Genomic DNA, 26,200 nt, shown 5'->3' on the forward strand with positions numbered 1-26,200 from the left:
CCCTTTGATGCGGTTATTTTAAAGCACCTGACATGGTGCCTTTAGTGAAATACTTCAAAATCAGCGGATAAATCATCAGCACTGGCAAAATCGTGAACAAAATCATGCCCGCACGGAACGCTTTGAAATCAATCTGGCTGGCACCCGTATAGCTGCCCATAGATTCCAACCCGACAATCGCCGCCTTGTCACCGACCAGAACAAACTGGCGCAAAACTACTTGCAATGGCCATTTATCCTGATCGTTGAAATAGATCATCGGGCGCAGGAAGTCGTTCCAGTGATAGACGATGTAAAACAGGGTGATCGTCGCCAACGCAGGCTTGGCCAGCGGCAAAACCACACGCCAGAACACCTGAAACGGGTTAGCCCCATCCAACTCGGCGGCCTCGATCAGCTCCTCGGGAACCTCCTCAAAGAACCGGATCAAAATAATCAGATACCATGCATTCACCATCTTAAAGATGATCACAGAGGCATATTCGTCCAGCAGACCCAAGCGGCGCATCACAAAATAGTCGGGGATAATACCCGGCTCGAACACAATGGTAATCAAGACCAGAATGAAAATCGTACGGCGTAGCGGCAAACGCTGACGCGACAACGCCCAGGCCATCAACGCGGTAAACGTCACGTTCAACAACGTGGCGGCCAACGTGATAAACAGCGAATTCACCAGCCCGCGCTGCACCGCCGGATGATTGGCAAGCAGGGTCCAGATATCAAACGACAACCCCTCGGGGATCACCGCTAGTCCGCTCATACCCGGCACATTCGCAGGGTCGGACAGCGATATCGCCAGCAAGTTCAAAATCGGCTGCACAGTGATCACCACCAGCGCAAGCAGCACCGATACAATAATCACGCCCTCAACCCGTTCAAGCCCTGTGCGGTTTTGCGATGCCATTACCAGACCCCCTTGCCTGTCAAACGCTTGGACAGGAAATGCGCACCAAGCATCATCACCATGCCAATCACACCCTTGAACAGGCCCGCCGCAGTGGCGAGGCTGAACTGCCCACCCGTAATCCCAAGGCGGTAAACATAGGTGTCGATAATATCGATCCGGTCGCGAATGGCGTCATTGGTCAGGTTGAACACCTGATCAAACCCGGCATTCAAAAACAGGCCCACATTCAGGATAAACAGCGTGGCAATTGTCGGCACAATACCCGGCAAAGTGATATGACGCATCTTGTGCCAACGGCTGGCCCCGTCCATCTCCGCGGCCTCGTAAAGTTGCGGGTCGATCGACATGATAGCCGCGAAATACAACAACGAATCCCACCCCGAACTACGCCACGCCTCTGACCAGACCAACACCCAACGGATCGCACCGTAATCGGTCATATAGCTACGACGGTCCAAGCCAACAGCATCACGCAAATCGTTCACCGCCCCATCCGCAGGCGACAGTGCACCAATGAAAATCCCCGCAATCACCACCCACGATAGGAAATGCGGCAGGTAAATCACTGACTGCACCGATTGGCGAAACCGTGGATTGCGCACCTCGTTAATCAAAAGCGCCAGAAAAATCGGCAAAGGAAACACAAACACGATCTTCATCGCCGAAATAATCAATGTATTCCACAACACCTGCGCAAACGCAGGAGACGCAAATAATTGCGCAAAATGCTTCATCCCGACCCAGATATTCGGCCCGATAATCCGCAGATCCTCAAACGCCAACTTTGCTTCCCAAACGGGCAAATAATGAAACACGCCAAAGTATACCAACCCCGGCAACATCATCAAATAATAGGGCCACCACTTTGCAAAACTGTCGCGCAGCCGCATAAACCGACTGTCATGCTCCGCACCGCGATCCGCCGTCATGGGACCGTTCCCACCTTCACGCAAAACTTTGTCCATTTTCTATCCCACCAACGCAGGACGGCGCGGCTGCGCAAGGTCCGGCAACGTGCCACGCTCACGCAAACGGCACGGTAGCGTCACATGCGCACCCTGCTCGCCCTTGATCGCCTTGATCAATAACCGGAACGATTCCTCGCCGATCTGACGCGAAGGTTTCTCCACAGTCGTCAGCGCAGGGGTCGTAACCTCACCCGCTGCAATCCCGTCAAACCCCAAAACCGCCACCGTATCAGGGCAGGAAATTCCGCGATTTCGCAGGGCCTGCATCGCCCCCAAAGCCATCAAATCATTCGCCGCAAAAATCGCGCGCGGCACCGCACCGCCATCCAGCAACGCTTCCGTCGCGATCCGGCCCCCGTCCACACTATACTTACCATTTGCCAGCACCAGATCATCACAAACAACGCCAGCGAGGTCCGCCCACGCCTGCACCGCCTTTAAAAACCGCGCACGCGCACTGCGCTCCTCATCGCCGACCAAAAACGCAGGCACCCCCAACCCACTGGCGGCAATCCGGTCCAACGCAATCGCTACACCCTGATCAATATCACTCGACACAGACGTCAACGCGGGAAACCGGCTGGCAGACGAGCCAATCAAAACCGTTGGCAAATCAAAATGCGCAATCTCGGACAACCCATCACGCACAGGGTTCACAATCGCCCCGTCCACGCGGGCCTGCACCAGCGCTTGCAAATGCTGTTTTTCACGCGCGGGATCCCAGTCAGAGCTGAAAATCAAAACCGAAATCCCGACCTCTGCCGCCGCATCCTGCGCACCACGTGCCACATCGGCCCAAAACGGGTTGGCAATATCAGGGATCAATAACCCGACAATCCCCGTGCGACCCGACCGCAAACTGCGCGCGATATCATTGGGGCGATAGCCGGTCTCGGCGACAACTTGCGCCACCTTATCCTGCGCATCCTGCGAGATATTCGTCGCACCCGACAATGCACGCGACACGGTGCTTTTCGACAGGCCCGACAAACGCGCCACATCCAGTATCGTGATCTGCTGGCGGTGCTTTTTCATAATGACAAGAGACCTCCCCGATCTGCGCTTACAGAATGCTAGCATACCGTGGGAACGTTCCCAAGAGTTTTTTCATCTCTTCCGCAAAAATTTTCGAGCCTTTATCAAACCATATTTTCGCGACTACCAGGCAAGCGCATCAGCAAGAACAAAGAGGCCATTGTCAGAACCAACAATAGCGTAGACAGCGCCGCAGCCGTCCCCAATTGCCCACGGATCACCTCGGCATAAATCCCCAACGACAAGGTCTGCGTCGAGGTATTATACAAAAACAACGTCGTGCTTAGCTCGGTGATAATCGTGACCCAACTCAACACTGCACCCGCCAAGATACCCGGCGCAAGGGCCGGCACAATAATACGCAGCAATGTGCGAGTCTTGGACGCCCCCAAACTGATCGCGGCCTCCTCGATACTCGGGCTAATCTGATACATCAACGCCGTGGTGGACCGCACCGCATAAGGCAACCGGCGCAGCGTCAACGCCAAGACCATAATGGTAAACGTCCCCGTCAATACCAACGGCCCCTGACTAAACGTTGTGACCAAGGCAATCCCGATCACCAACCCGGGCACAACATATGGCACCATCGTCATCGTATCGAGCGTATTGCTCAACGCACCTTTGCGGCGCACAGTCAGATAGGCCACCAATACCGCAATCACGACCAAAGTCGCCAGCGCACTCAACCCGATACTAAAGGTATTTGTGGCATAACGGATGATATCACGCTGCGAATCCACATAGTTATCAAGCGTGTATCCCGCCACAAACTGCCCATACAGCGTCTTGCGAAACGAACTGACAACCACCACAACCAGCGGCGCAAGCGCCAGCACAAGAAACCCGTAAACATAAGCATGCATCGCGACACCGCGCCACCCGCGCAACGGCACCGCCTCAATCGTGCGCAACGCGGTCATCGAAATCTGGCGACGGTTGACGATATATTTTTGCACCAAAAACACCGCCAGCGTAACCATAATCACAATCACCGACACGGCCGCCGCAAAGTTTTTATCGATACTGACCTCGCCAATGAACGAGCTGTAGATCAACACCGGCACTGTGCGAAACCCCTGCCCGATCAACATAGGCGTGCCAAAATCGGCAAAGGCACGTACAAAAACCAACAAACTGCCGGCCAAAACCGTCGGAAACAACAGCGGCGAAATCACCTGCAAGGCACGCCGCCAACCGGTCACACCCATGCTCTCGGCAGCCTCCAAAAGCGATACATCAATCGTGCGCCACGCGCCCATCAGATAGGTAAAAATCAGCGGCACCAACTGCAACGTCAACACCAATACAATCCCCGGAAATCCGTAAATACTCGGCGCATCAATCCCGAATGTCGTCTCGACCCATTTGGTAATCATGCCATTATTGCCCAGCAACAAGATCCACGAATAAGCGCCAATAAACGGCGGCGACATCATCGACGCCAAAATCAACATCTGTATCGTGCGATTACCGCGAATACGAAACATCGTCATGAAATACGCCAGCGGAAACGCGATCATCAACGCAAGCACAGTCACGCAAACTGTCACCATCATGCTGTTGACCAAAGTGCCGTAATACAATCGTGACGAGAAAAACTTGGCGAAACCTTCCAAAGTAAACTGGTCTTCGCTTTGCACACTATCGACCAAAACCATGCACAACGGCCAGATCACCATCAGCAAATATCCCGCCGTCAGCGCTAGCGCAATCGACGTCCATCCGTCATAACGTTCGCCCGGCAACTTCACGACACAGGTCCGCGCATCACCGTTTCACCCGTCTTGGCATCAAAAAACGTCAGCATCTCCAGATCCAGCGCTAGCGCCACGGTATCGCCGCGCGCCCACCGCGACGGACGATGCGAAAACTCCAAAAACTCGACGATCTCACCGGTATTCAACCGCGCACGCACCTGCGAATGAGACCCCAAAAACGTCTCGTCAATCACTTCAGCACTCACCCCGTCACCCGACGCATGCACCGCTTCAGGGCGCACAGACACTTGGACAGACCCTAAAAAACCGTCCTGCACCATGGTCGTCACATCGCGCAACACACCATCGCCCAAATCAATTACACTCACCCCATCACGCGCCACAATCTCGCGATCCAGTAAATTTGTCTTGCCAATAAACTGCGCCACAAATGTATTGGCAGGCGTGCGATAAATCTCGGCAGGCGACCCCACCTGCTGCACCACACCAAGGTTAATCACCGCAATGCGATCCGACACCGCCATCGCTTCCTCTTGGTCATGGGTCACATAAACCGTCGTGATCTGCGAAGCCCGCTGTGCATCACGAATAGCATCGCGCATCTCCACCCTCAACTTGGCATCAAGGTTCGACAATGGCTCGTCCATCAACAACACCGCAGGCTGAATGACCAAGGCACGCGCCAAGGCAACACGCTGCTGCTGCCCGCCCGACATCGCACCGGGCATCCGGTCTTTCAAATGCGCCATATGCACCGCATCCAACGCCTCACCAACGCGGCGCGTATTCTCGGCTTTGCCAACATTTCGTGTCTGCAACCCAAACGCCACGTTCTTGCCCGCCGTCATCTGCGGAAACAGCGCATAGTTCTGGAACACCATCCCGATATTGCGCGCGGCAGGTGATCGGTCATTCACCACCGCGTCATCAAACGAAATGGTGCCGGATTCGATCGAATTGAATCCGGCAATCATCCGCAACAGCGTGGTTTTCCCACAGCCCGAAGGGCCAAGTAACGTGAAAAACTCGCCGTCGCGAATGTCCAAATTGAGGTTCGGAATGGCAACCTGATCGCCATATTCCTTGCGCAAATCGCGCAGCGTGATCGTCGTCATCGTGCAAACCTCAACGTCTTAAATCGATGCATTAAAACTGCGCCTCAAGGATAGTTTTATACCGCGCAACAATCGCATCCCGGTTCCCGGCAACATATTCACCGTCCTCCGTAATGGTGGCAAACTCGGAAAACGCTGGCAAACCAGGCTTCACAACACCCTCACGCAACGGACGCCCTGCCGTATCTTCGGCAATGATCGTCTGGGCCACGTCCGACGTGATAAAGTCAATAAACGCCTCGGCCGCCGGCGCATTTGGCCCGTCCTTAATCACCTGAATTGTCGCTGGCAAAAACGCCGCACCCTCACTCGGATAAACAATCTCGACAGGCGCACCACTGCGCACAAAATTCAACGACAGCGGCTCATAGGTCAACGCAACAACATACTCACCATTGGCCACATCCTGTGCAACCTGCGTCGACGACCCAATCGTGACGCCATCCAATTGCTTCACAAGCGCGGCAACATAGTCCCACGACGCATCGCTCTCATAATCGCCGCCAACCGCCTTCAACATATTGGTCAACTGGGCAAAGGCAGACGAAGACGCCGTCGGGTCACCAAAGGCAATCTTGCCAAACAACTCCGGCTGCAACAAATCGGCATAGCTGGTGATTGAAACACCCAACTCTTCCGCTTCCTCAAGGTTCACCAGCAAGTTGGATCCATCCGCCTGATAAGGCGTGAAATTTCCAGAAGTGTTCTTGCCAGCTTCCACCATATCGCCGTCATTGGCCGACACAAATTCCGCCCAAAGCTCGCTATTCGCACTCGCCTGCGCAGCCCCGCCACCAAACATAATATCGCCCTGCGGATTGCCCGCCTCGCTGCGAATACGCTGATACAACTCGCCCGTGCCAGCGGTGATCAACTGCACCGTCACACCGGATTCAGCCTCGAAAACAGGGATCAAACTATCCAACATGCCTTCTTCATTGGGGGTATAAACCACCAGATCAGAGCCGGAAATATCGGCGTCCTGTGCATTTGCAACAGTCGCACTCAGGGCCATGGCGACAATCGCGCTCATGCTTAAAATGGAATTACGGGTCACGGGGCAATCCTTTTATGTGATGTCACGGGGACAAACCCCGATGAGAATGACACGATGTTAACGGTATCAGAAACCACTGCAACTGATTTTTAACACGCATCATTGTCATCGTTCCCTTGCCAGAAACAACGGAATCTACCCATGCCTTAAAGGCCGATCCAAAACCATCATCGTCTCAGACCTCCTTATAAGACAGGAAAATCCACAAACGCGAGGCGCTTTAAATTAGCTGCCGCGATAGGTCGAGAACGAATAGGGCGATAACAGCAATGGCACATGATAATGGCTCATCTCCGACATGCCAAAACGGATCGGGATCAGATCCAGAAACTTGGGCTCGATCAACCCCATGCCACAGCTATCGAGATAGTCACCGGCATGGAAAATCAACTCGTAAGTGCCGGTCGCGAACTCTTCCGCAGGCAAAATCTGCGCGTCCGTGCGACCGTCCGCGTTGGTGGTCATTGTTTTCAGTAACGTGCGGCTCTCACCATCAATCCTGAACAGTTCGATCTTCATATCAGGCGCAGGGCAACCATGCGCCGTATCCAGAACATGTGTCGTCAGAAATCCACTCATCGCTATCTCCTTGAAATTGGGTTGATCGTGCTTGATGCAGTCTATTTGGCAAACCCGCCGGAAAACTTCATCTGGCGGTTCACATCTTTATAGAGCAGATAGCGGAACGGACCAGGACCACCCGCATAACACGCTTGCGGGCAAAACGCTCGCAACCACATAAAATCGCCTGCCTCAACCTCGACCCAATCCTGATTCAACCGGTACACCGCTTTGCCTTCCAAAACATATAACCCGTGTTCCATCACATGGGTTTCGGCAAACGGGATCACACCACCGGGCTGGAACGTCACAATCGTGACATGCATATCATGGCGAACATCGGTCACATCCACAAACCGCGTCGTCGCCCACGCGCCATTGGTATCGGGCATCACAGTGGGCGCAATATCGTTCTCATTGGTGACAAACGCCTCTGGCGCATCCAACCCTGTGACAAATTCATAAGCCTTGCGCACCCAATGAAACTTCGCCAGCGCATCGGTTTTATTACGGATGGTCCAATTGCAGGTCGGCGGTAAATACGCATAACCGCCCTCCTCCATCACATGCACAACATCATCAATCGTCAGCGTCACCTGACCCTGCACCACAAAAATCACCGCCTCCGCAGTCATATCGGTCTCTGGCTTATCCGACCCGCCATTCGGAACAAGCTCGCCAATATACTGCGAAAACGTCTCGGCAAAACCGGACAAGGGACGCGCCATTACCCAGAATCGCGCACCGTCCCAAAACGGCAGCAAACTCGTAACGATATCGCTAAACGTGCCTTTGGGAATCACGGCATAGGCATCGGTAAACATGGCCCGATCAGTGGTGATCTGCGTTTGGGGCAACAAGCCGCCAGCGGGCGCGTAATATGAATTCTTGGACATAGGTCAGCCTTTCGGATTTGGTTGCAACCATCCAACCCTTTTGCCGCCATTTTTCCAACTAAAACCGCGCAGCCCCGCGCAAAAGGGTGTCGCTTGCAAAAATTGATAATACACTTGCGACAGACCGGACCCCGCCGCTGTCATTGTGGACAATGGTATACAATGAGTGTAAAGGGTCCCTAGCATCAACCGAACCGAAACGAGAAAACATCATGGCCGATATTATCTACACCAAAGTTGACGAAGCACCACAGCTGGCGTCCGCCTCTTTGCTGCCGATCCTGCAAAAATTTCTGGGCGCAGCAGACCTAAGCATCGAAACCCGCGACATCTCGTTGGCGGGCCGTATTCTGGCAACATTCCCAGAGGCGCTGACCCCTGCTCAGGCCCGGTCCGACGCGCTGGCGGAACTTGGCGAACTGGTGAAAACCCCTGACGCCAACGTGATTAAACTGCCAAATATCTCGGCTTCGGTGCCGCAACTTGTCGCCGCTCTGAAAGAACTGCAATCCCAAGGTTACAAACTGCCCGACTACCCCGAAGATCCGCAAACAGACGCAGAAAAAGACGTGCGCGCTCGTTTTGACGCGATCAAAGGCTCCGCTGTGAACCCCGTCCTGCGCGAAGGCAACTCCGACCGCCGCGCCCCATCCGCCGTAAAAGCATTCGCGCGCGCCAACCCGCACCGCATGGGAAAATGGGAAAAAACCAGCAAAACCCGCGTTGCCACAATGGACGGCGGCGACTTCTTCTCCAACGAGAAATCCGTAACACTGGCCAAAGCAGCTACCCTGCGCATTGAATTGGACACCGGCAATGGCGTGACCGTCATGAAGGACGGCCTTGCAATGCCCGCAGGCACCATCGTTGACGCGACATTCATGTCCGCCAAAGCGCTGACCGCTTTCTTCGACAAAACAATCGCTGATGTCGCCTCCGAAGGCACACTCTATTCCTTGCACATGAAAGCCACGATGATGAAGGTCTCCGACCCAATCATCTTCGGCCACGCTGTGCGCCAGTATCTCGCTCCTGTTTTCGCAAAACACGGCGCCGCCTTTGACGCCGCTGGCATTAGCCCGAACGCGGGCCTTGGCGACATGCTCGCCAAAATCGGCGACATGGATAACGGTGCTGCGATCGTGTCCGAGATCAACGAAACACTCGCCAAACGCCCACCGCTTTACATGGTGAATTCCGACAAAGGCATCACCAACCTGCACGTGCCATCCGACGTGATCATCGACGCATCCATGCCCTCCGTGATCCGCGCTGGCGGCAAAGGGTGGGGTCCTGACGGCTCCGAAGCAGACACAACCTGCGTGATCCCCGACAGCTCTTATGCAGGTGTTTACGCCGAAACTATCGACTATTTCAAAGAAACCGGCGCACTCGATCCAGCCACCGCAGGCACCGTGCAAAACGTCGGCCTGATGGCGCAGAAAGCCGAAGAATACGGCTCGCACCCGACCACGTTCGAGCTGTCCCAAGGTGGCACAATGCGCGTCATGAACGGCGATACCGTTCTGACATCCCACGTTGTCGAGGCTGGCGACATCTGGCGCATGGCATCGGCCCGCCAAGCGCCAATCGAGAACTGGATCGAGCTGGCAATCGAGCGTCAAGCCGCTGAAAACTGCCGCGCGATCTTCTGGCTCGACGCCAACCGCGCCCACGATGCAGAACTAATCAAATACGTCAAAGCTGCGTTGCAGGAAAAAGGCGTGGCTGACAAATTCGAAATCATGGCACCAACCCCCGCAACTCGCGCCTCTTTCGAGGACATCCGCGAGGGTAAAACCTGCATCGCGATCACCGGCAACGTGCTGCGCGACTACCTCACCGACCTGTACCCAATCCTTGAGGTTGGCACATCGGCCAAGATGCTCTCGGTCGTGAAACTGATGCAGGGCGGCGGCATGTTTGAAACCGGCGCTGGCGGCTCGGCACCCAAGCACGTGCAGCAATTGCTGGAAGAAAACCACCTGCGTTGGGACAGCCTTGGCGAATTCTGTGCGCTTAGCGAAAGCTTGCGTTTCATAGGCACTGCAAAGTCACGGATCATGGGTCAAGCCAGCGATCTGGCCACCGAGAAACTGCTCGCAAACGGCAAATCCCCGGGCCGCAAAGTGGGGCAAGACGACAACCGCGCCTCGCACTTCTACTTTGCAATGTACTGGGCCGAAGCCTTGGCTGCGCAATCGGACGATGCCGACTTGGCCGCAACCTTCGCACCACTTGCCAAAGCCTTGGCCGATAACGCGGACACCATCCTGTCCGAGCTGAAGTCAGGCGCAGGCAAGCCCGTTGATCTGGGTGGCTACTACAATGGTGATGCGGCCAAAACCGCCGCCGTAATGCGGCCCTCGGCCACACTCAACGCATTGATCGACTAACAAAAAACGCGCCGCGACCAATCACAGGTCGCGGCGCACCACTTTAAATCGATCTGCGCGACAAAACACTGGCAGGACGCGCGCGCGCCAATGCTGCCGTCAACATACCCGCGATGCCCGCCTTGATCAGATCACCGGGAATAAACGCAGCAACCAGCGCGGTCGCTTCAATCACGGTTTTATCCAGCGCGATGGCCATGCCCACGATACCGAAAATATACAGCACTATAATACAGCCAACCGTTGCCGCCGTGATCCCGACCAAAGTAAGGGGCGCGCCGCGCCACTTTTCCATGATCAAACCAGTCACAAACGCGCCCACAGGCCAGCCCACCAAGAACCCCGCCGCAGGTGTCGCAAACGCGCCCAAACCGCCGCGCCCGCCTGACAACAACGGCAGGCCAATCGCCACCAAAAGCAAAAACAACAACACCGCAAGCGCACCACGTTTCGATCCTAAAACCGTGCCACACATCATCACGCCCAAGGTTTGCGCCGTAATCGGCACCCCGAACCCCAAGGTGATCTTGGGGATCAATCCCAACGCCGCGATCAATGCCGCAAACAGCGCAATTAACGCCACATTCTTTTCCATTATTCGATCTCCTTTAGAGGGTTAAAACCGCCACGCGCGCGCAACGCATCCGCCACATGATCAGCATCGTCTAGCGCCAGAACAGTGAAGGGCAATAGAATTCGCCAGCTAGGACGTCGGGGCGACCGCGCCCGCCACGCCTGCGAAAGATACCCGCCCTTTTGTGCCAGAACAGGTGTCAGACGGATCACCAGCGCCATCGACATTTCCAACGCAGCGGTGTTCAGACCTAGACGCGTCAAGGGCCTTGTCAACACGCGCACCACGTCAATCATATCCGACAACAGCGTGGTCATCGTGACCAGATTGGCCAACCCCACCGCCGACAAAAGCCGCAAAACAATGACCAGCCCCAGCGCCATATCACCCGTCCAGAAATGCCAGACAGCAACAACCAAAACAAACGGCCAAAGCACGCGCAACTGGCGCATCCCCGCCTTGAAAAAGACACCGCCTGGCAAGGCATAGACCACCACCACTGCTGTAAAAATAAAACCCTGCACCAGCAGGCTGTCCACAAAAAACAATCCCACGCTGGCCAGACATAGCGCCGCCAACTTCACCCCCGCAGGCCAGCCATGTGCGCGTGTTTTAACCGGCGAGGATAGCGATATCATCCGATGCCCCCTGCTGTTCCATTGCACTGACGTAGGCATCTAGCACAGCGCGCGCCTCGCCCGCCTGCACAATTTCACCCTGCTCGATCCAGATCACATGATCGTACTCCGCAAGGTCCGCAGGGTCATGCGTAATATGCAACAGACTACCACGATATTGCGCCAACGCGCGGGTCAATTGCGCCTTTGTGGGGATATCAAGTCCGGTAAACGGCTCGTCAAGAATGATCATTCTCGGCGCCATTGCCACCACTGCCATCAAACAAACCAGATGTTTCTGACCCTGCGATAACGTATGAACATGCGCGTCAGCCCAGTGCGATTTCCCAAAAAACGCAAGCGTATCCTGCACGCTCTCTTCCGTCGCCTGCTTACCCTGCCCCAATTGGCGTAAACCAAATCCGATCTCTTCACGCACCGTGGGGAAAATAATCTGATGATCAGGGTTCTGAAACAAAATCCCGATCTCTCGCAGCGCCTGTTTACGGTCCGCGCTCAGGTTATGACCACCCACCCGCACACGTCCGGCCGTGGGCGCAACCAAACCCGCAATGACCCGCGCCAAAGTGGACTTTCCCGACCCGTTCCGCCCAACAATACCAATGCGGTGGGCGGCGGTCTTGTGCGTAATCCCGCGCAAAATCTGCTTACTATCGACCTCGAAACACACATCGGCCAGCGCGATCTCCACACCAGCCGTCGCCGTATTTTCCGTCGAAACAGGGATCATGTCAGCCTCGGCCAGTAAACTCTAGGCGCGGTCTGACATGGAAACCTGCGTTTGCCAACTCTCTTAGGCGGATCAGCCCTCGTTAGCGGCACGGTACCACGCAACCAAAGTGGCGCGCGCTTGCTCATCCATCGTCACCGCATTGGGCGGCGGCATCGCGTGGGACACGCCCGCATGCAGATAAATCTGCTTGGCATGACGGGCGACATCGCCCTTGGTTTCCAACACAACACCCTTTGGCGCCCACTGCATATTTCCCCAAACCGGTTCACGGGCATGGCACATGGAACAGTTGCCAATCACCGTGTCCATCGCCAACTCGAACCCCTCGGCAGACGCGAATTTCTGCTCGTATGGAGTCAATATCCGCGCCTCCGCTTCTTCATATGTGTCCATCGCAGGCACCGTCGACAGCCACGCAATCACGATCATCAACACAACCGTCACCCCCCATGTCCATGACGGACCGGACCCGGTAGCATGCATCGTGTTGAAATAATGACGGATCGTAACACCGGTCAAGAAAATCAACGACGCAATAATCCACGCGTATTCCGTGCCGAACGCCAACGGATAATGGTTCGACAACATCAAAAACACCACTGGAAGTGTCAGATAGTTGTTATGGGTCGACCGCACCTTAGCAATCTTACCGTACTTCGGATCAGGCTTACGCCCCGCTTGCAGATCGGCCACAACAATGCGCTGGTTCGGCATGATCTGGAAAAACACATTACCCGTCATGATCGACGCAGTGAACGCCCCCAGATGCAACAGCGCCGCACGACCTGTGAAAATTTGGTCATACCCCCACGCCATCACCACCAAAATCACAAACAGCAATAACATCAAAAGCGTCGGTTTTTCACTTAGCTTCGACTTGCACATGAAATCATATGCCAACCAGCCAATGGTCAGCGATCCACCCGAAATCAAAATCCCCTGCCATAGCGACAAATCGGCCTTCGACGGATCAAGCAAGAACAACTCGCCCCCCACCCAATACACAATCATCAGCAAAGCCGCACCGGACACCCACGTGATATAGCTCTGCCATTTGTGCCAGATCAGGTGCTCAGGCATGTTTTCTGGGGCCACCATATATTTCTGAATATGATAGAAACCACCGCCATGAACCTGCCATTCTTCGCCACTGGCACCCGCAGGCATGTTCGGTGCTTTCTTCAATCCCAGATCAAGCGCGATAAAGAAAAACGACGCGCCAATCCACGCCATCGCCGTAACAACATGAAGCCAGCGGACAACAAATGCCAGCCACTCCCATAGAATCGCCATATCATACATGTGAAATCCCTCCGAAATCCTCTTGACCATGACACTAGCCGAGACAGTATTACTCTGGTATGTTAAGAAAATACCAAGCAGCATCAAAAAAAACAAAATAATGTCTTATCTCGATAACATCCGTACGTTTGTCCGCGTCTACGAGCTGGGCAGCATGTCCGCCGCAGGGCGTGATCTGCGAATTTCGCCTGCCGTAACCTCGTCGCGCATTTCCCAGCTCGAAGAGCACCTTAGCGTGCGATTGTTCCAACGCACAACCCGTTCATTAACGCCCACCGAACAGGGAAAAGCGTTTTATGGCGGCGCCGCTGAGATCCTCGAAGCAGTTGAAACTGCCGAAGCCCGCGTGGTCAATATCACCGAAAACCCCAAAGGGTCGCTTTATGTTGCCGCTCCCTTGGGCGTTGGTCGCCGCCTGATTGCTCCGTTAATCCCCGGATTCCTCGCCACATACCCCGAAGTTAAAATTCGCCTGCGCCTGACCGACCGCAAAGTTGACCTGACAAACGAAGGACTTGATCTGGCGTTTTTCCTTGGACAACCCGAGGATTCGACCCTGCGCATCCGTAAAATTGCCGACGTGCCGCGCGTGTTGTGCGCCTCGCCCGCCTATATTACCGCCCACGGCATGCCCGAAACCGCCGCTGACCTGACTTCCGGCGCGCACGAATGTCTCAACCTGCGGTTCCCCGGCGCGCCCGAATTTCAATGGCGGCTAACCACCGCTGACGGCCCCAAACGCATCGCAATCGCAGGCCGCTACGAATCCGACGACGGTGACGTGCTGACCGATTGGGCATTAGCGGGCAACGGCATCGCGATGAAGCCGATCTTTGAAATCGCCGACCACCTCAAGGCGGGGCGTTTGGTGCCTGTCGCCACGCACATGCCGCCCGAGCCGATCCAAATGGCATGCCTTTATACCCACCGCCGCAGGCAAGACCCCAAAACCCGCCTATTTATGGACTATGTCATCGAACGTATAACCGCCGCCGTGCGCGAGAGCGCTGGACAATCCTGACAGCACGGGCCAATTTTTGCGCAAGCAAAAAAGGATACTACCGTGACCGATCACAGCAATCGTAAAACCTCGCTCCGCACCCGTGTTGCCCAAGCACTGCATTTTATCGAGGGTGACACAGGGGCCGTGGTTCCCGCAATCCAACCCGCCGCGACCTATGCACGCGACGAAAATTACGACATTCGCAAACCCTACTTTTACCGCCGCGACGGCAACCAAGCGACCTGTCACGCCGAGGCGATTATCGCCGAACTCGAAGGCGCCACCGACAGTCTGCTGTTCGCCTCTGGCATGTCCGCCGCCACCGCTGTGATCGAACATCTGCCAACAGGCGCACATGTCGTGGCCCCCCGCGTCATGTATCACGGCGTGTTGCACCAGCTGCAAACCTACGCCAAAAACGGACGCATCACGCTCTCCGACTATACCGCTGGCGACCACGCGAACCTCGCCGACGCTGTCGCCGCGCAAAAAACCGATCTGGTCTGGATCGAGACCCCCAACAATCCGAATTGGGAAGTCACCGACATTGCCGCCGCCGCAAAAATCGCGCATGACGCAGGCGCAAAACTGATCGCAGATTGCACAGGCACGCCGCCCAATATCACCCGCGCGCTCGACTTCGGGGCCGACATTTCCTTTCATTCCGCTACCAAATACCTCAACGGCCATTCCGACATCACGGCGGGCGTTCTCTCCGTGCGCGAGACAGGCGATTACTGGTCGCAGATCGAACTCATCCGCAAACTGCAAGGCACCGTCCTGCACTCTTTCGACGCGTGGATGCTGATCCGTGGTATGCGCACCCTTTTCCTGCGCGTCGACAAATCCTGCCAAAACGCCATGGCCGTCGCCAAACATTTCCACGGGCACAAACACGTCGAGGCGGTACATTACCCCGGCCTGCCCTCCGATCCGGGCTATGAGATCGCAAAACAACAAACCGACAACCAATTCGGCGGCATGATGTCCATCGTCATCAAAGGCACCGAGCAAAACGCTATCGACGTGGCGCGGTTCTGCGAAGTTTTCTACCCCGCAACCTCGCTTGGCGGCGTGGAAAGCCTGATCGAGCACCGCAAAACCGTCTCTGGTGTCGGCTTCCCCGTGCATCCGCGCCTGCTGCGCCTGTCCATCGGGATCGAAGACGCCGACGACCTGATTTATGATCTGGAACAAAGCATCGCGCGCGCAATGCGTTAAGCTTTGATAACTAAGTCACCGACGCTCAACGCGTTGGTGATACGGCGACGTCAACGTAACCCTAACGAAAGACAAACCCATGATTAAAAATATTGGCTCCCTCGACCGCATCGCCCGCCTCGTCATCGGCGCGCTTTTGATCATCCTGACACTGACAGGCACAATCGGTGTCTGGGGTTGGCTCGGCATCATCCTGATTGCGACCGCCCTGCTGAACTTCTGCCCGCTTTACCGGCTCGTCGGGGTCAACACCTGCAAAACAAAGTAAAATCCGATACAAAAACCCGCCGCGATACCAATCGCGGCGGGTTTTTTCATGTCACTACATATAAATAACGCTGCGAATGGCAAAGGCGACAACCGTTAAAACCGCCACCCCTGCCAGCCAAATTCCAACAAACCACAATAGCTTACGCATCAATGATACCCCTCGTCAGGGTCCACCTTGCCGCGAAAGACCCAGTAGGCGTAGGCGGTATAAATCAATATCAGCGGCACCAGCACCACCGTGCCGACCAGCGCAAATTTCAAACTCGAATCAGGCGCTGCCGCCTCCACAATCGTCAAACTCGGTGGAACGATGTTGGGATAAAAACTGATCCCGATCCCAATGAAACTCAACACAAACAACCCCAGCGTCGCCAAAAACGGCTGCGCATCGCGCCCCGCGCTTAGCCCCGTGAACAACAGCCAACTACAAACCGCCACCAACACCGGCACGATCATACTGAAAACAACGCCAGGAAATTCAAACCAGCGACTGAAATACACTGCATCCTGAAACGGCGTCAGCACCGACAAAACCCCGATAAACGCCAGTGTGCCGACACCCAAAAACCACGCATACCCTTGCATCTGCCGCTGCAATTCATTTTCGGTTTTCAAAATCAACCATGTCGCCCCTAGCAAGCCGTAACCCACCACAACGGCCACACCAGTCAGCACAGAAAACACAGACAGCCAGTCCCACCAGCCGCCCGCATAAGCACGGTTCGCGACCTCGATCCCCTGCACCAATGCGCCAAGCGCAATGCCCTGCATAAACGCCGCCGTGACCGACCCGCCGAAAAACGCAACATCCCACAACGGCTTCCACCGCTCCCCGCGCCAGCGGTATTCAAACGCCACGCCACGAAACACCAGCGCCAGCAACATCAAAATAATCGGCATATATAGCGCAGGCATAATAATCGCATAGGCCAGCGGAAACACCGCAAACAACCCGCCGCCACCTAAAACCAACCACGTCTCGTTGCCATCCCAGACAGGTGCGACCGAATTCATCATCGTGGCGCGATCCCGCTCTGATCGGGCGAAAGGAAACAAAATCCCGACCCCCAAATCAAACCCGTCCAGCACCACATAGGTCAATACAGCAAATGCGATAATCCCTGCCCAGACAAACGATAATTCCATACCCATAATCATTGCGCACTCTCCAAATCGTCTTTTTCAACCATCCCCGTCGTGCGGATTGGCCCGTCACGCAGACCCATCTTCGGATGGCCGGCAGACTTGTTCATCATCAGCAAAATATAAATCGTGCCCGCGCCGAACACGAAAAAGTAGACAATAATAAAGGCAATCAAAGACGCCGCCACCGCAGGCGCCGCCACAGGCGACAGGCTATCAGACGTGCGCAGCAAACCATAAACCGTCCAGGGTTGCCGCCCGACTTCCGTGGTGACCCAACCCGCTAGAACCGCGACAAACCCCATCGGCCCCATCAAGAGCGCTGCACGTTGCAACATCGGCGCATCATGCAATCCGCCCCTGAACCGCCGCCATAGCCCCCAAACACCAAGGCCCAACATGGCAAAACCAAGACCGACCATCACACGAAAACTCCAGAACACGATGCTCACAGGCGGCTGATCCGCGCGCGGCACAGTATCCAATCCATCCAGCGGCGCATTCAGGTCATGCTTCAAAATCAGGCTCGAAAGCTTCGGAATCTGCACTGCATAATCGATCCGCTGCTCTGCAGAATTAGGGATCCCGAACAAAATAAGCGGCGCACCATCTGGATGACTTTCATAATGCCCCTCCATCGCCATTACCTTGGCTGGCTGATGCTCCAGCGTATTAAGACCATGAAAATCGCCTGCTAAAATCTGCAACGGTGCCACAACCACCAACATCCACATCGCCATCGAGAACATACGGCGCGCAGGCCCGTCGGCGCGATCGCGCAGCAAATGCCAGGCACCAACCGCACCAACCACCAGTGCCGTGGTCAAATACGCCGCTAAAACCATATGCACCAACCGGTAGGGGAACGACGGATTAAACACGATCGCCCACCAATCCTCGGGAACAAACTGTCCCACATCGTTGATGCTATAGCCCACAGGCGTCTGCATCCACGAATTGACCGATAAAATCCACGTGGCCGACATCAAGGTGCCAAAGGCCACCATCGCCGTCGCAAACATATGCAACTTGTCGCCCACCCGCTCGCGACCAAACAACATAATACCAAGGAAACCGGCCTCAAGGAAAAACGCAGACAACACTTCATACGCCATCAATGGCCCTAAAATCGGCCCCGTCTTATCCGAAAACACCGCCCAGTTGGTGCCAAACTGATACGACATCACAATGCCCGACACGACACCCATGCCGAACGCCACCGCAAAAATCTTCTTCCAGTAATTGAACAGCGTCAAATACGTCTGATCGCGGGTCGACAGCCATAGCCCGTTCAGCACCGCAAGATAGCTCGCCACCCCGATCGAAAACGCGGGAAAGATAATGTGAAACGAAATGGTAAATGCAAACTGCATCCGCGCCAACATTTCAGCAGTGAAACTATCAAACATATGACAACAACCTCTTTTTCATGCGTCAGTTAAGGCGCGGCAAGTCAGGATCAAGGGTAGAGACACCAACGGCCCACAACAGCGCGAAAACCTATATTTACTTTATATCTTATTGACTCATATCAGAAGCACTTTTATGAAATCAATAGTTTGAAGATAGCTTTGATTGTGACAACAGGACGCAGCATGAAATTGACCAGCTACACCAATTACGCGCTGCGCGCCTTGCAACTGGCCGCGATCAAAGCGCCGGCATTGGTGCGGATCGATGACGTTGTGCAAATCCATCAGGTATCGCGCCCCCATATCGTGAAAATCGTGCATGAACTGGGCAAAGCGGGCTTTTTGGAAACCGTGCGCGGACGCGGCGGCGGGTTCCGGCTCGGTGCACAGCCTGCCGATATTTCCGTGGGCGCCGTGGTGCGGATTACCGAAGGACCGCTCGACGTGGTCGAGTGTTTCAACCCCGTCAAAAACACCTGCCCGCTGCGTGGCATCTGCACCCTGTCTCGCAAAATCCAAGAAGCAACAGACGCCTTTATGGCCGTCCTCGACGACCTGACCATCGCCGACATTTCGGCCAACAAGGCGCAACTCCTCGACCGCATCGCCCCACTAGAGCTGCGCGCATGAACACGCCAAACCGGACCGACCGCTTTAACGCCCTCGCGATAATCCGCGGCTGAAATACAACGATAACCCATCCGGCCTTGCGAATTCCGCAAAATGCAATACATAACAGAAATGGAATATGTTAGTGGCAATGTCACCGTTCCTCGGCTAAATTCGTCACTATCAAGCGACAACACAGAATCACATCAGGAGGCACCACATGACTTACCCCGTAAACATGACCGTCACCCCCGACGTCACCGCACACTTTGATGCGGCGACCAACACAATCACCTACATCGTGCGCGACCCTGCCAGCAAACATTGCGCGATCATCGACAGCGTGATGGACATCGACTACGCAGCAGGCCGGATCACCTACGACCACGCCGACGCCCTGATCGCGCAAATCAAATCCGAAGCACTAATCCTCGACTGGATCATCGAAACCCACGTGCACGCCGACCACCTCTCTGCGGCGCCCTACCTGCAACGCGAACTTGGCGGCAAAATCGGTGTCGGCGAACATATCCTGACCGTGCAAGAAACCTTCGGCAAGGTCTTCAACGAAGGCACCGAATTTGAACGCGACGGCTCGCAATTCGACGCCCTGTTCAAAGACGGCGACACCTATAAAATCGGCGAAATGGACGGCTTTGCGATCTATACACCGGGCCACACCCCCGCCTGCAACACCCATGTAATCGGCAATGCGGTCTTCACCGGCGATACCCTGTTCATGCCCGACGGCGGCTCCGCACGCGCTGACTTTCCAGGCGGCGACGCAGGCACGCTCTACGATAGCATCCAAAAAGTATTATCACTCCCCGACGATATCCGCCTGTTCATGTGCCACGACTACGGACCAAACGGACGCGCCATCGCTTGGGAAACCACAGTTGCGGAACAGAAAGCCGAAAACATCCACGTCGGCGGTGACAAAACCCGCGAAGACTTCATCAAGTTCCGCACAGCGCGCGACGCGACCCTCGACATGCCAAAACTGATTATCCCATCGCTGCAAGTCAACATGCGCGCAGGCCATGTTCCAACGGACAAAGACGGCAATCCGATGCTCAAAGTGCCAATCAACACCCTCTAACCGCCGCCAACGTCGACAGCTAAACCTTACACCCAAGGCCGCCCCTTATGCTCACCTCGCTCTCTCGCTACCTCCCCATCCTGACTTGGGGGCGGACCTACAAAAAATCCAACCTAACCAACGACCTGATCGCGGCGCTGATCGTCACCATCATGCTGATCCCGCAATCATTGGCCTATGCCATGCTTGCGGGCCTCCCACCCGAAGCAGGGCTTTACGCCTCCATCGCGCCCATTGTGCTCTACGCCATTTTCGGCACCAGCCGCGCCCTCGCCGTCGGCCCCGTCGCGGTAATCTCACTGATGACCGCCGCCGCCTTGGGAAATATCGTCGGCGACCAAGGACCAGCCGTCTACGCCGCCTACGCGCTCACCCTCGCGTTTTTGTCAGGCGCAATGCTCGTGGGCATGGGCGTCTTCCGCCTCGGCTTTGTCGCGAATTTCCTCTCACATCCCGTCATCGCAGGCTTCATCACCGCCTCTGGCGTGATCATCGCTGCCAGCCAACTCAAACACATCTTGGGCATAAAAGCAGACGGGCATAACCTGCTCGACCTGCTGATCTCGCTCGCCAGCAACCTGCACGCCATAAACCCCTACACCGCAACCATCGGCATTCTCGCCACAGCATTCCTGTTCTGGGTCCGCAAAGGCCTGAAACCTCTCCTCAAACGCAAAGGCGTCAGCGCAGGCACAGCAGATATCGCCACCAAAGCAGGCCCCGTCGCCGTCGTCGTCCTCTCCACGCTCTCGGTCTGGCTGTTCGGCTTGGCAGATAAAGGCGTGCAAATCGTAGGCGCGGTACCGCAAAGCCTTCCGCCATTAACCATGCCCACTTTTTCCCCCGAAGTTATCAAACAACTGCTCCTCCCCGCCTTCCTCATCTCGATCATCGGGTTTGTTGAATCGATTTCCGTGGCACAAACCTTGGCCGCAAAAAAACGCCAACGCATCGACCCCGACCAAGAACTGATCGGCCTTGGCGCGGCCAATCTCGGCGCGGCCTTCACCGGCGGCTTCCCTGTCACAGGCGGCTTTTCGCGCTCTGTCGTGAACTTTGACGCAGGTGCCGAAACACCCGCCGCAGGCGCCTATACCGCCGTGGGCCTCGCCATCGCCGCCCTCGCCCTCACCCCGCTGATCTATTTCCTGCCCAACGCCACCTTGGCCGCGACCATCATCGTCGCCGTCCTCAGCCTCGTTGACTTCGCAATCCTCAAACGCGCTTGGGCGTATTCCAAAGCCGACTTCGCCGCCGTCTCTGCCACCATCCTGCTCACCCTCGGCCTCGGCGTCGAGGCAGGCGTTTCTGCAGGTGTCACCCTCTCGATCCTGCTACACCTCTACAAATCCTCAAAACCACACATCGCCGAAGTAGGCCTCGTGCCGGGCACCGAACACTTCCGCAACATCCTACGCCACACCGTGCAAACCACCCCCGAAATCGTGACACTGCGCGTCGACGAAAGCCTGTATTTCGCCAATGCCCGCTTCCTTGAAGACTACATCTTCAACCGCGTCACAACGGACAAGGCGATCAAACACGTCATCCTGCAATGCACCGCGATCAACGACATCGACCTCTCGGCCCTCGAATCCCTAGAGACCATCAACACCCGCCTTGGTGAAATGGACGTGAAACTGCACCTCTCCGAGGTCAAGGGCCCCGTCATGGACCGCCTGCAATGCGCGCATTTCCTCGACGACCTGACCGGCGGCGTCTACCTGACCCAGTTTGAAGCAACCAAATCCGTCAGCTAACGCCACTTGCTTAAATGTCTACCTTCCTTCACATTCAACCCACAGAATATGAGGGAGGACACTATGATCACGCGCAGAACTTTCATCCGCAACACTACCATCGGCGCGGGGGCCATGATGCTGCCGCAAACCGTCTGGGCAAATGCGTCCATGACCATCGGTACCATGCAAATCGACACACTGAGCGACGGACACCTGACACTCCCGCCCTCGGTCGCGTTCGACGGATTAAACACCACCGACCTTGGCCCGATCCTGCAAAATTACGGCATCGACCCTGCCGCCACGGTCACGCCCGATTGCAACATTACGCTCATCCGCGACGGCGACCGGACCATCCTCGTCGATGTCGGCGCAGGTCCCGATTTCATGTCTAGCGCTGGCAAACTCATCGACGCATTCGACGCACTTGGCATCACTCCCGACGACATCACCCACGTGATTTTCACCCACTCACACCCCGACCATCTCTGGGGGCTGCTGGACGACTTCGACGAACCCGTTTTCGCGAATGCAACCTACCTGATGGGCAAGGTCGAATGGGACTACTGGATGGATCCCGCCACCGTTGACACCATTGACGCAGGGCGCACCACCTTCGCAGTCGGCGCAAAACGGCGGCTGGAACTGATCGAAGACAATATCACCTTCTTTCACGACGGCGAAGAAATCCTACCCAACATCGCCGCGCGCGCCACTTTCGGGCACACTCCGGGTCACATGTCGCTGCACGTCGGATCAGGCTCTGACAGCGTGATGATCTTGGGCGACTGCATCGGCAACCACCACATAGCCTTCGCCGCACCCGAATGGGCGGCTGGCTCGGACCAAGACCCCGACATGGGCATCAAAACCCGCACCATGCTGCTCGACCAACTCGCCGCCGAGCAAATGCACCTCATCGGCTTCCACCTCCCCTCCCCCGGCATTGGCCGCGCAGAAAAGAAAGGAGACGGCTATGTCTTTATCGCCGCTTAAACTCACAACCGCCCTGATCCTCACTAGCACCTCCGCCCTCGCGAGCGAGGACATCGCGGACCAATATCCGGCCTCGGCTCTCTACGCCAAACCCGTCGAATTCATCCCGCATGTGTTCTCGGCTACAGGTGCCACCGCCCCCGCCACCTACGAAAATTCAGGCCATAACAACAACCTCTCCTTCATCATCACAGGTGAAGGCGTGGTGGTTATGAACGCAGGCGGCGCATACATTCTGGCGAAAGCCCTGCACGACGAAATCAAAACGCTCACCGATGAACCCGTCGTTCTGGTCGTCAACGAAAACGGCCAAGGGCACGCAATGCTCGGCAATGGCTACTGGGCAGAACAAGGCGTGCCAATCATCGCGCACGTCGACGCCGCCGAAGATTTCGAAAGCAATGGCTACAACATCCTCGAAGCCATGAAAAAAACCAACCTCGAAAAAGCCGAAGGCACAATCCTGCAAGGCCCAACCGAAACATTCGAGGACGAATACATCGTCGAGCTTGGCGATTTCCGCATCGAGGCGCGCTACATCGGTCCATCCCACACCGTCGGCGACATTATCCTGTGGATGCCAAACCAAAGCCTCGTGATCTCGGGCGACGTGGCCTTCCACGAACGGATGCTCCCCATCTTCCCCGAAACCGACACCGCCGCGTGGATCGAAACATGGGACACCGCATTCGAACCGCTAGGCGCCACCTACGTGATCCCTGGCCACGGCCATCCCACAAATATGGACCAAGTGCGGCGCTACACCAAAGACTACCTTGTCTATCTGCGCGACCAAATCGGCACGCTACTGGACGATGGCGGCAGCTTGGCAGAGGCCTATTACGTCGACCAAACGCCCTACACGCACCTTGATACATTCGAAGAACTGGCGACCAAAAACGCAGGCCGCGTCTTTGAAGCAATGGAATTCGAATAAATCCGGACCACCTGCGCCTCAGGGCATCGCAGCAAAAAGATGTGGGTGGCCATCGCGCCAACCCACATCGCCCCTGCGGCCATTAAACCGCATCTTCGCCAAACACCCTCACGCCATGTCAGGATGTGCGACGTTACTGTAGATCAGCCTCTTATTGCGCCGCCATCTGCACGCGAGACAACTGACAACGGGTCCACAATGTCGCCAAAGCCGACACCAAGCGATCGACATCATCGCCACTATGCACCGGCGAAGGCGTAATGCGCAGCCGCTCGGTGCCTTTTGGCACAGTCGGATAGTTAATCGGCTGAATATAAATCCCGTATTCATCCATCAATGTATCAGAAATAAACTTACATTTCACCGGATCGCCCACCATCACCGGAATGATATGACTTGGGTTATCAACATGCGGAATTCCTGCCGCAGTCAAACGCGCACGGACCTCGGCCACACGGTCCTGATGATCCTGACGCTCGATATGGCTCTGCTTGAGATGCCGGATCGACGCCGCAGCCCCCGCCGCCACCGCAGGTGGCAACGCGGTGGTAAAAATGAAACCGCTGGCAAAACTGCGCACAAAATCACAAATCGCACGGCTGCCGGTGATATATCCACCAACAACGCCAAACGCTTTTCCCAGCGTCCCCTCGATCAATGTGACGCGGTGCATCAGCCCCTCGCGCTCGGCTATCCCGCCACCACGCGGACCATACATGCCAACCGCATGGACCTCGTCCAAATAGGTCATCGCATTATACTTCTCGGCCAATGCACAAATATCGGCAATCGGCGCGATATCCCCGTCCATCGAATAAACGCTCTCGAATGCAATCAACTTCGGGCGATCAAACGGTTGCGCGGCCAGCAATTCCTCCAAATGCGCGACATCATTATGCCGCCACACCTGACACTTGGCACGTGAATGACGAATACCCTCGATCATCGACGCATGGTTCAACGCATCCGACAAAACCAGACAATCCGGCATCCGCGACGCAAGCGTGCTTAACGCCGCCCAATTTGACACATAGCCGGACGTGAACAGCAACGCATCTTCCTTGCCATGCAAATCCGCCAACTCGCGCTCTAACACAACATGGTTATGGGTGGTGCCAGAAATGTTGCGCGTGCCACCGGCACCCGCACCACTCACCTCCAACGCCTCATGCATTGCGGCCAAAACATCCGGATGCTGACCCATGCCCAAATAATCATTGGAACACCAAATCGTCACCTCGCGAACAGCCTCGCCCACACGGTTTGTAGCGCTCGGAAACGCACCTTTATGACGCTCCAGATCGGCAAAAACACGGTAATTGCCTTCCTCGTGCAAACGCGTCAGTTGCCCCTGAAAAAAGTCTTCATAACGCATTACTCTCCAACAGCCTCACGTGCAATTTCGTCCAGAAACGACTGAACTTCTTGCATCGCACCCTCCGGATAATGACGGTATCCCACTGTCACTTCGCCATCGCGATCCGCCACATAAATCCCGTATGGGCAATGCGCGATATTCAGCGGGTCAGCTTCCATCATTTTGCGCGACAACACGGCCGAACAGAACACAAAAATATCCGCTTCATCATAAAGCGGCTGCGCACCCTGAATATCCGCAGCTGTGCGGTTCAACATTTCGCCGGTATGGCTGGTATAATCGATCACCAGACCGCGCCCGATTATAGCGTTTTCAACGCTAAACGTCGCATCATCGAAACTTCCGTCAAACACATAATGCGTCTCGTTTTCAGCCACAGCAACCTGTGCAAAAACGACCATCGCGGCAGCAACTATATACTGTTTCATATCTTTCTCCCTTGATGTTACAGCGCGCAACAGTCCCCCGCCGCGCGCCCTTA

The 26,200-nt window shown here is 55.7% G+C and carries 26 protein-coding genes; 9 read left to right on the plus strand and 17 right to left on the minus strand.

Annotated elements, in window-relative coordinates:
• Nucleotides 1-13: 13 nt before the first annotated feature.
• From ACXLHR_RS18070 to ACXLHR_RS18105, 8 genes are all read right to left on the minus strand, one after another.
• Nucleotides 14-907, minus strand: coding sequence for a carbohydrate ABC transporter permease (locus tag ACXLHR_RS18070; protein WP_458792862.1), 894 nt, complete (start codon nt 905-907; stop codon nt 14-16).
• Nucleotides 907-1,875, minus strand: a complete 969-nt coding sequence (locus ACXLHR_RS18075; protein WP_458792863.1) for an ABC transporter permease — start codon at nt 1,873-1,875, stop codon at nt 907-909. Before ACXLHR_RS18075 ends, ACXLHR_RS18070 begins: the two co-directional genes overlap by 1 nt.
• A gap of 3 nt (nt 1,876-1,878) precedes the next feature.
• Entirely contained in the window at nt 1,879-2,913 is a 1,035-nt protein-coding gene (locus ACXLHR_RS18080) for a LacI family DNA-binding transcriptional regulator (protein WP_458792864.1), read from the minus strand.
• A 104-nt stretch (nt 2,914-3,017) separates the two neighbouring features.
• A complete protein-coding gene (locus tag ACXLHR_RS18085; RefSeq protein ID WP_458792865.1) occupies nt 3,018-4,667 on the minus strand; it encodes an ABC transporter permease in 1,650 nt (549 codons plus the stop codon).
• On the minus strand, nt 4,664-5,749 hold the full coding sequence (locus tag ACXLHR_RS18090) for an ABC transporter ATP-binding protein (RefSeq protein ID WP_458792866.1): 1,086 nt from the start codon (nt 5,747-5,749) through the stop codon (nt 4,664-4,666). Before ACXLHR_RS18090 ends, ACXLHR_RS18085 begins: the two co-directional genes overlap by 4 nt.
• Nucleotides 5,750-5,780: 31 nt before the next feature.
• Entirely contained in the window at nt 5,781-6,806 is a 1,026-nt protein-coding gene (locus tag ACXLHR_RS18095) for an extracellular solute-binding protein (RefSeq protein ID WP_458792867.1), read from the minus strand.
• A gap of 225 nt (nt 6,807-7,031) precedes the next feature.
• Nucleotides 7,032-7,385 carry a hydroxyisourate hydrolase gene (uraH, locus tag ACXLHR_RS18100; RefSeq protein WP_458792868.1) on the minus strand — a complete coding sequence of 118 codons (354 nt, stop codon included), beginning with the start codon at nt 7,383-7,385 and terminating at the stop codon, nt 7,032-7,034.
• Between the two features lie 41 nt (nt 7,386-7,426).
• Nucleotides 7,427-8,263 (minus strand): bifunctional allantoicase/(S)-ureidoglycine aminohydrolase, encoded by an 837-nt coding sequence (locus ACXLHR_RS18105; RefSeq protein ID WP_458792869.1) that lies wholly within the window; start codon nt 8,261-8,263, stop codon nt 7,427-7,429.
• Between the two features lie 212 nt (nt 8,264-8,475).
• Here ACXLHR_RS18105 and ACXLHR_RS18110 point away from each other — a divergent pair, with 212 nt between their 5' ends.
• On the plus strand, nt 8,476-10,659 hold the full coding sequence (locus ACXLHR_RS18110; RefSeq protein ID WP_458792870.1) for an NADP-dependent isocitrate dehydrogenase: 2,184 nt from the start codon (nt 8,476-8,478) through the stop codon (nt 10,657-10,659).
• A gap of 43 nt (nt 10,660-10,702) precedes the next feature.
• Here ACXLHR_RS18110 and ACXLHR_RS18115 read toward each other — a convergent pair whose 3' ends face one another.
• The 4 genes from ACXLHR_RS18115 to ACXLHR_RS18130 form a co-directional block, all read right to left on the minus strand.
• Nucleotides 10,703-11,254: a biotin transporter BioY gene (locus ACXLHR_RS18115; RefSeq protein ID WP_458792871.1), complete on the minus strand. Its 552-nt coding sequence runs from the start codon at nt 11,252-11,254 to the stop codon at nt 10,703-10,705.
• Nucleotides 11,254-11,871 carry an energy-coupling factor transporter transmembrane component T family protein gene (locus ACXLHR_RS18120; protein ID WP_458792872.1) on the minus strand — a complete coding sequence of 206 codons (618 nt, stop codon included), beginning with the start codon at nt 11,869-11,871 and terminating at the stop codon, nt 11,254-11,256. Before ACXLHR_RS18120 ends, ACXLHR_RS18115 begins: the two co-directional genes overlap by 1 nt.
• Entirely contained in the window at nt 11,846-12,601 is a 756-nt protein-coding gene (locus ACXLHR_RS18125) for an energy-coupling factor ABC transporter ATP-binding protein (protein WP_458792873.1), read from the minus strand. The genes ACXLHR_RS18120 and ACXLHR_RS18125 overlap by 26 nt, the downstream gene beginning before the upstream one ends.
• 72 nt (nt 12,602-12,673) lie before the next feature.
• Nucleotides 12,674-13,906: a urate hydroxylase PuuD gene (locus ACXLHR_RS18130; RefSeq protein WP_458792874.1), complete on the minus strand. Its 1,233-nt coding sequence runs from the start codon at nt 13,904-13,906 to the stop codon at nt 12,674-12,676.
• Between the two features lie 100 nt (nt 13,907-14,006).
• Here ACXLHR_RS18130 and ACXLHR_RS18135 point away from each other — a divergent pair, with 100 nt between their 5' ends.
• From ACXLHR_RS18135 to ACXLHR_RS18145, 3 genes are all read left to right on the plus strand, one after another.
• Nucleotides 14,007-14,927: a LysR family transcriptional regulator gene (locus ACXLHR_RS18135; protein WP_458792875.1), complete on the plus strand. Its 921-nt coding sequence runs from the start codon at nt 14,007-14,009 to the stop codon at nt 14,925-14,927.
• A gap of 42 nt (nt 14,928-14,969) precedes the next feature.
• Nucleotides 14,970-16,130: a trans-sulfuration enzyme family protein gene (locus ACXLHR_RS18140; protein ID WP_458792876.1), complete on the plus strand. Its 1,161-nt coding sequence runs from the start codon at nt 14,970-14,972 to the stop codon at nt 16,128-16,130.
• 79 nt (nt 16,131-16,209) lie between these two features.
• The gene (locus tag ACXLHR_RS18145; RefSeq protein ID WP_458792877.1) at nt 16,210-16,398 is read left to right on the plus strand and encodes a YgaP family membrane protein; all 189 of its coding nucleotides are present in this window, start codon (nt 16,210-16,212) and stop codon (nt 16,396-16,398) included.
• A gap of 54 nt (nt 16,399-16,452) precedes the next feature.
• Here ACXLHR_RS18145 and ACXLHR_RS18150 read toward each other — a convergent pair whose 3' ends face one another.
• The 3 genes from ACXLHR_RS18150 to ACXLHR_RS18160 are packed head-to-tail and all read right to left on the minus strand — an operon-like array spanning nt 16,453 to nt 18,952.
• A complete protein-coding gene (locus ACXLHR_RS18150; RefSeq protein WP_458792878.1) occupies nt 16,453-16,548 on the minus strand; it encodes a DUF2474 domain-containing protein in 96 nt (31 codons plus the stop codon).
• Nucleotides 16,548-17,552: a cytochrome d ubiquinol oxidase subunit II gene (gene cydB, locus ACXLHR_RS18155; protein WP_458792918.1), complete on the minus strand. Its 1,005-nt coding sequence runs from the start codon at nt 17,550-17,552 to the stop codon at nt 16,548-16,550. The genes ACXLHR_RS18150 and cydB overlap by 1 nt, the downstream gene beginning before the upstream one ends.
• 2 nt (nt 17,553-17,554) lie before the next feature.
• Nucleotides 17,555-18,952: a cytochrome ubiquinol oxidase subunit I gene (locus ACXLHR_RS18160; RefSeq protein WP_458792879.1), complete on the minus strand. Its 1,398-nt coding sequence runs from the start codon at nt 18,950-18,952 to the stop codon at nt 17,555-17,557.
• Between the two features lie 186 nt (nt 18,953-19,138).
• Here ACXLHR_RS18160 and ACXLHR_RS18165 point away from each other — a divergent pair, with 186 nt between their 5' ends.
• The 5 genes from ACXLHR_RS18165 to ACXLHR_RS18185 all read left to right on the plus strand — a co-directional run bounded on the left by ACXLHR_RS18165 (nt 19,139) and on the right by ACXLHR_RS18185 (nt 24,341).
• Nucleotides 19,139-19,585, plus strand: coding sequence for an RrF2 family transcriptional regulator (locus ACXLHR_RS18165; protein ID WP_458792880.1), 447 nt, complete (start codon nt 19,139-19,141; stop codon nt 19,583-19,585).
• A gap of 199 nt (nt 19,586-19,784) precedes the next feature.
• Nucleotides 19,785-20,666, plus strand: coding sequence for an MBL fold metallo-hydrolase (locus ACXLHR_RS18170; RefSeq protein WP_458792881.1), 882 nt, complete (start codon nt 19,785-19,787; stop codon nt 20,664-20,666).
• Nucleotides 20,667-20,713: 47 nt separating this feature from the next.
• Nucleotides 20,714-22,426, plus strand: a complete 1,713-nt coding sequence (locus ACXLHR_RS18175; protein ID WP_458792882.1) for a SulP family inorganic anion transporter — start codon at nt 20,714-20,716, stop codon at nt 22,424-22,426.
• 63 nt (nt 22,427-22,489) lie between these two features.
• Nucleotides 22,490-23,404: an MBL fold metallo-hydrolase gene (locus ACXLHR_RS18180; RefSeq protein ID WP_458792883.1), complete on the plus strand. Its 915-nt coding sequence runs from the start codon at nt 22,490-22,492 to the stop codon at nt 23,402-23,404.
• On the plus strand, nt 23,385-24,341 hold the full coding sequence (locus ACXLHR_RS18185; protein ID WP_458792884.1) for an MBL fold metallo-hydrolase: 957 nt from the start codon (nt 23,385-23,387) through the stop codon (nt 24,339-24,341). The genes ACXLHR_RS18180 and ACXLHR_RS18185 overlap by 20 nt, the downstream gene beginning before the upstream one ends.
• Nucleotides 24,342-24,492: 151 nt before the next feature.
• Here ACXLHR_RS18185 and hemA read toward each other — a convergent pair whose 3' ends face one another.
• Nucleotides 24,493-25,716, minus strand: coding sequence for a 5-aminolevulinate synthase (gene hemA, locus ACXLHR_RS18190; RefSeq protein WP_458792885.1), 1,224 nt, complete (start codon nt 25,714-25,716; stop codon nt 24,493-24,495).
• The gene (locus ACXLHR_RS18195; RefSeq protein WP_458792886.1) at nt 25,716-26,147 is read right to left on the minus strand and encodes a DUF302 domain-containing protein; all 432 of its coding nucleotides are present in this window, start codon (nt 26,145-26,147) and stop codon (nt 25,716-25,718) included. Before ACXLHR_RS18195 ends, hemA begins: the two co-directional genes overlap by 1 nt.
• Between the last annotated feature and the right edge of the window lie 53 nt (nt 26,148-26,200).

This window comes from Yoonia sp. MH D7, assembly GCF_054439475.1.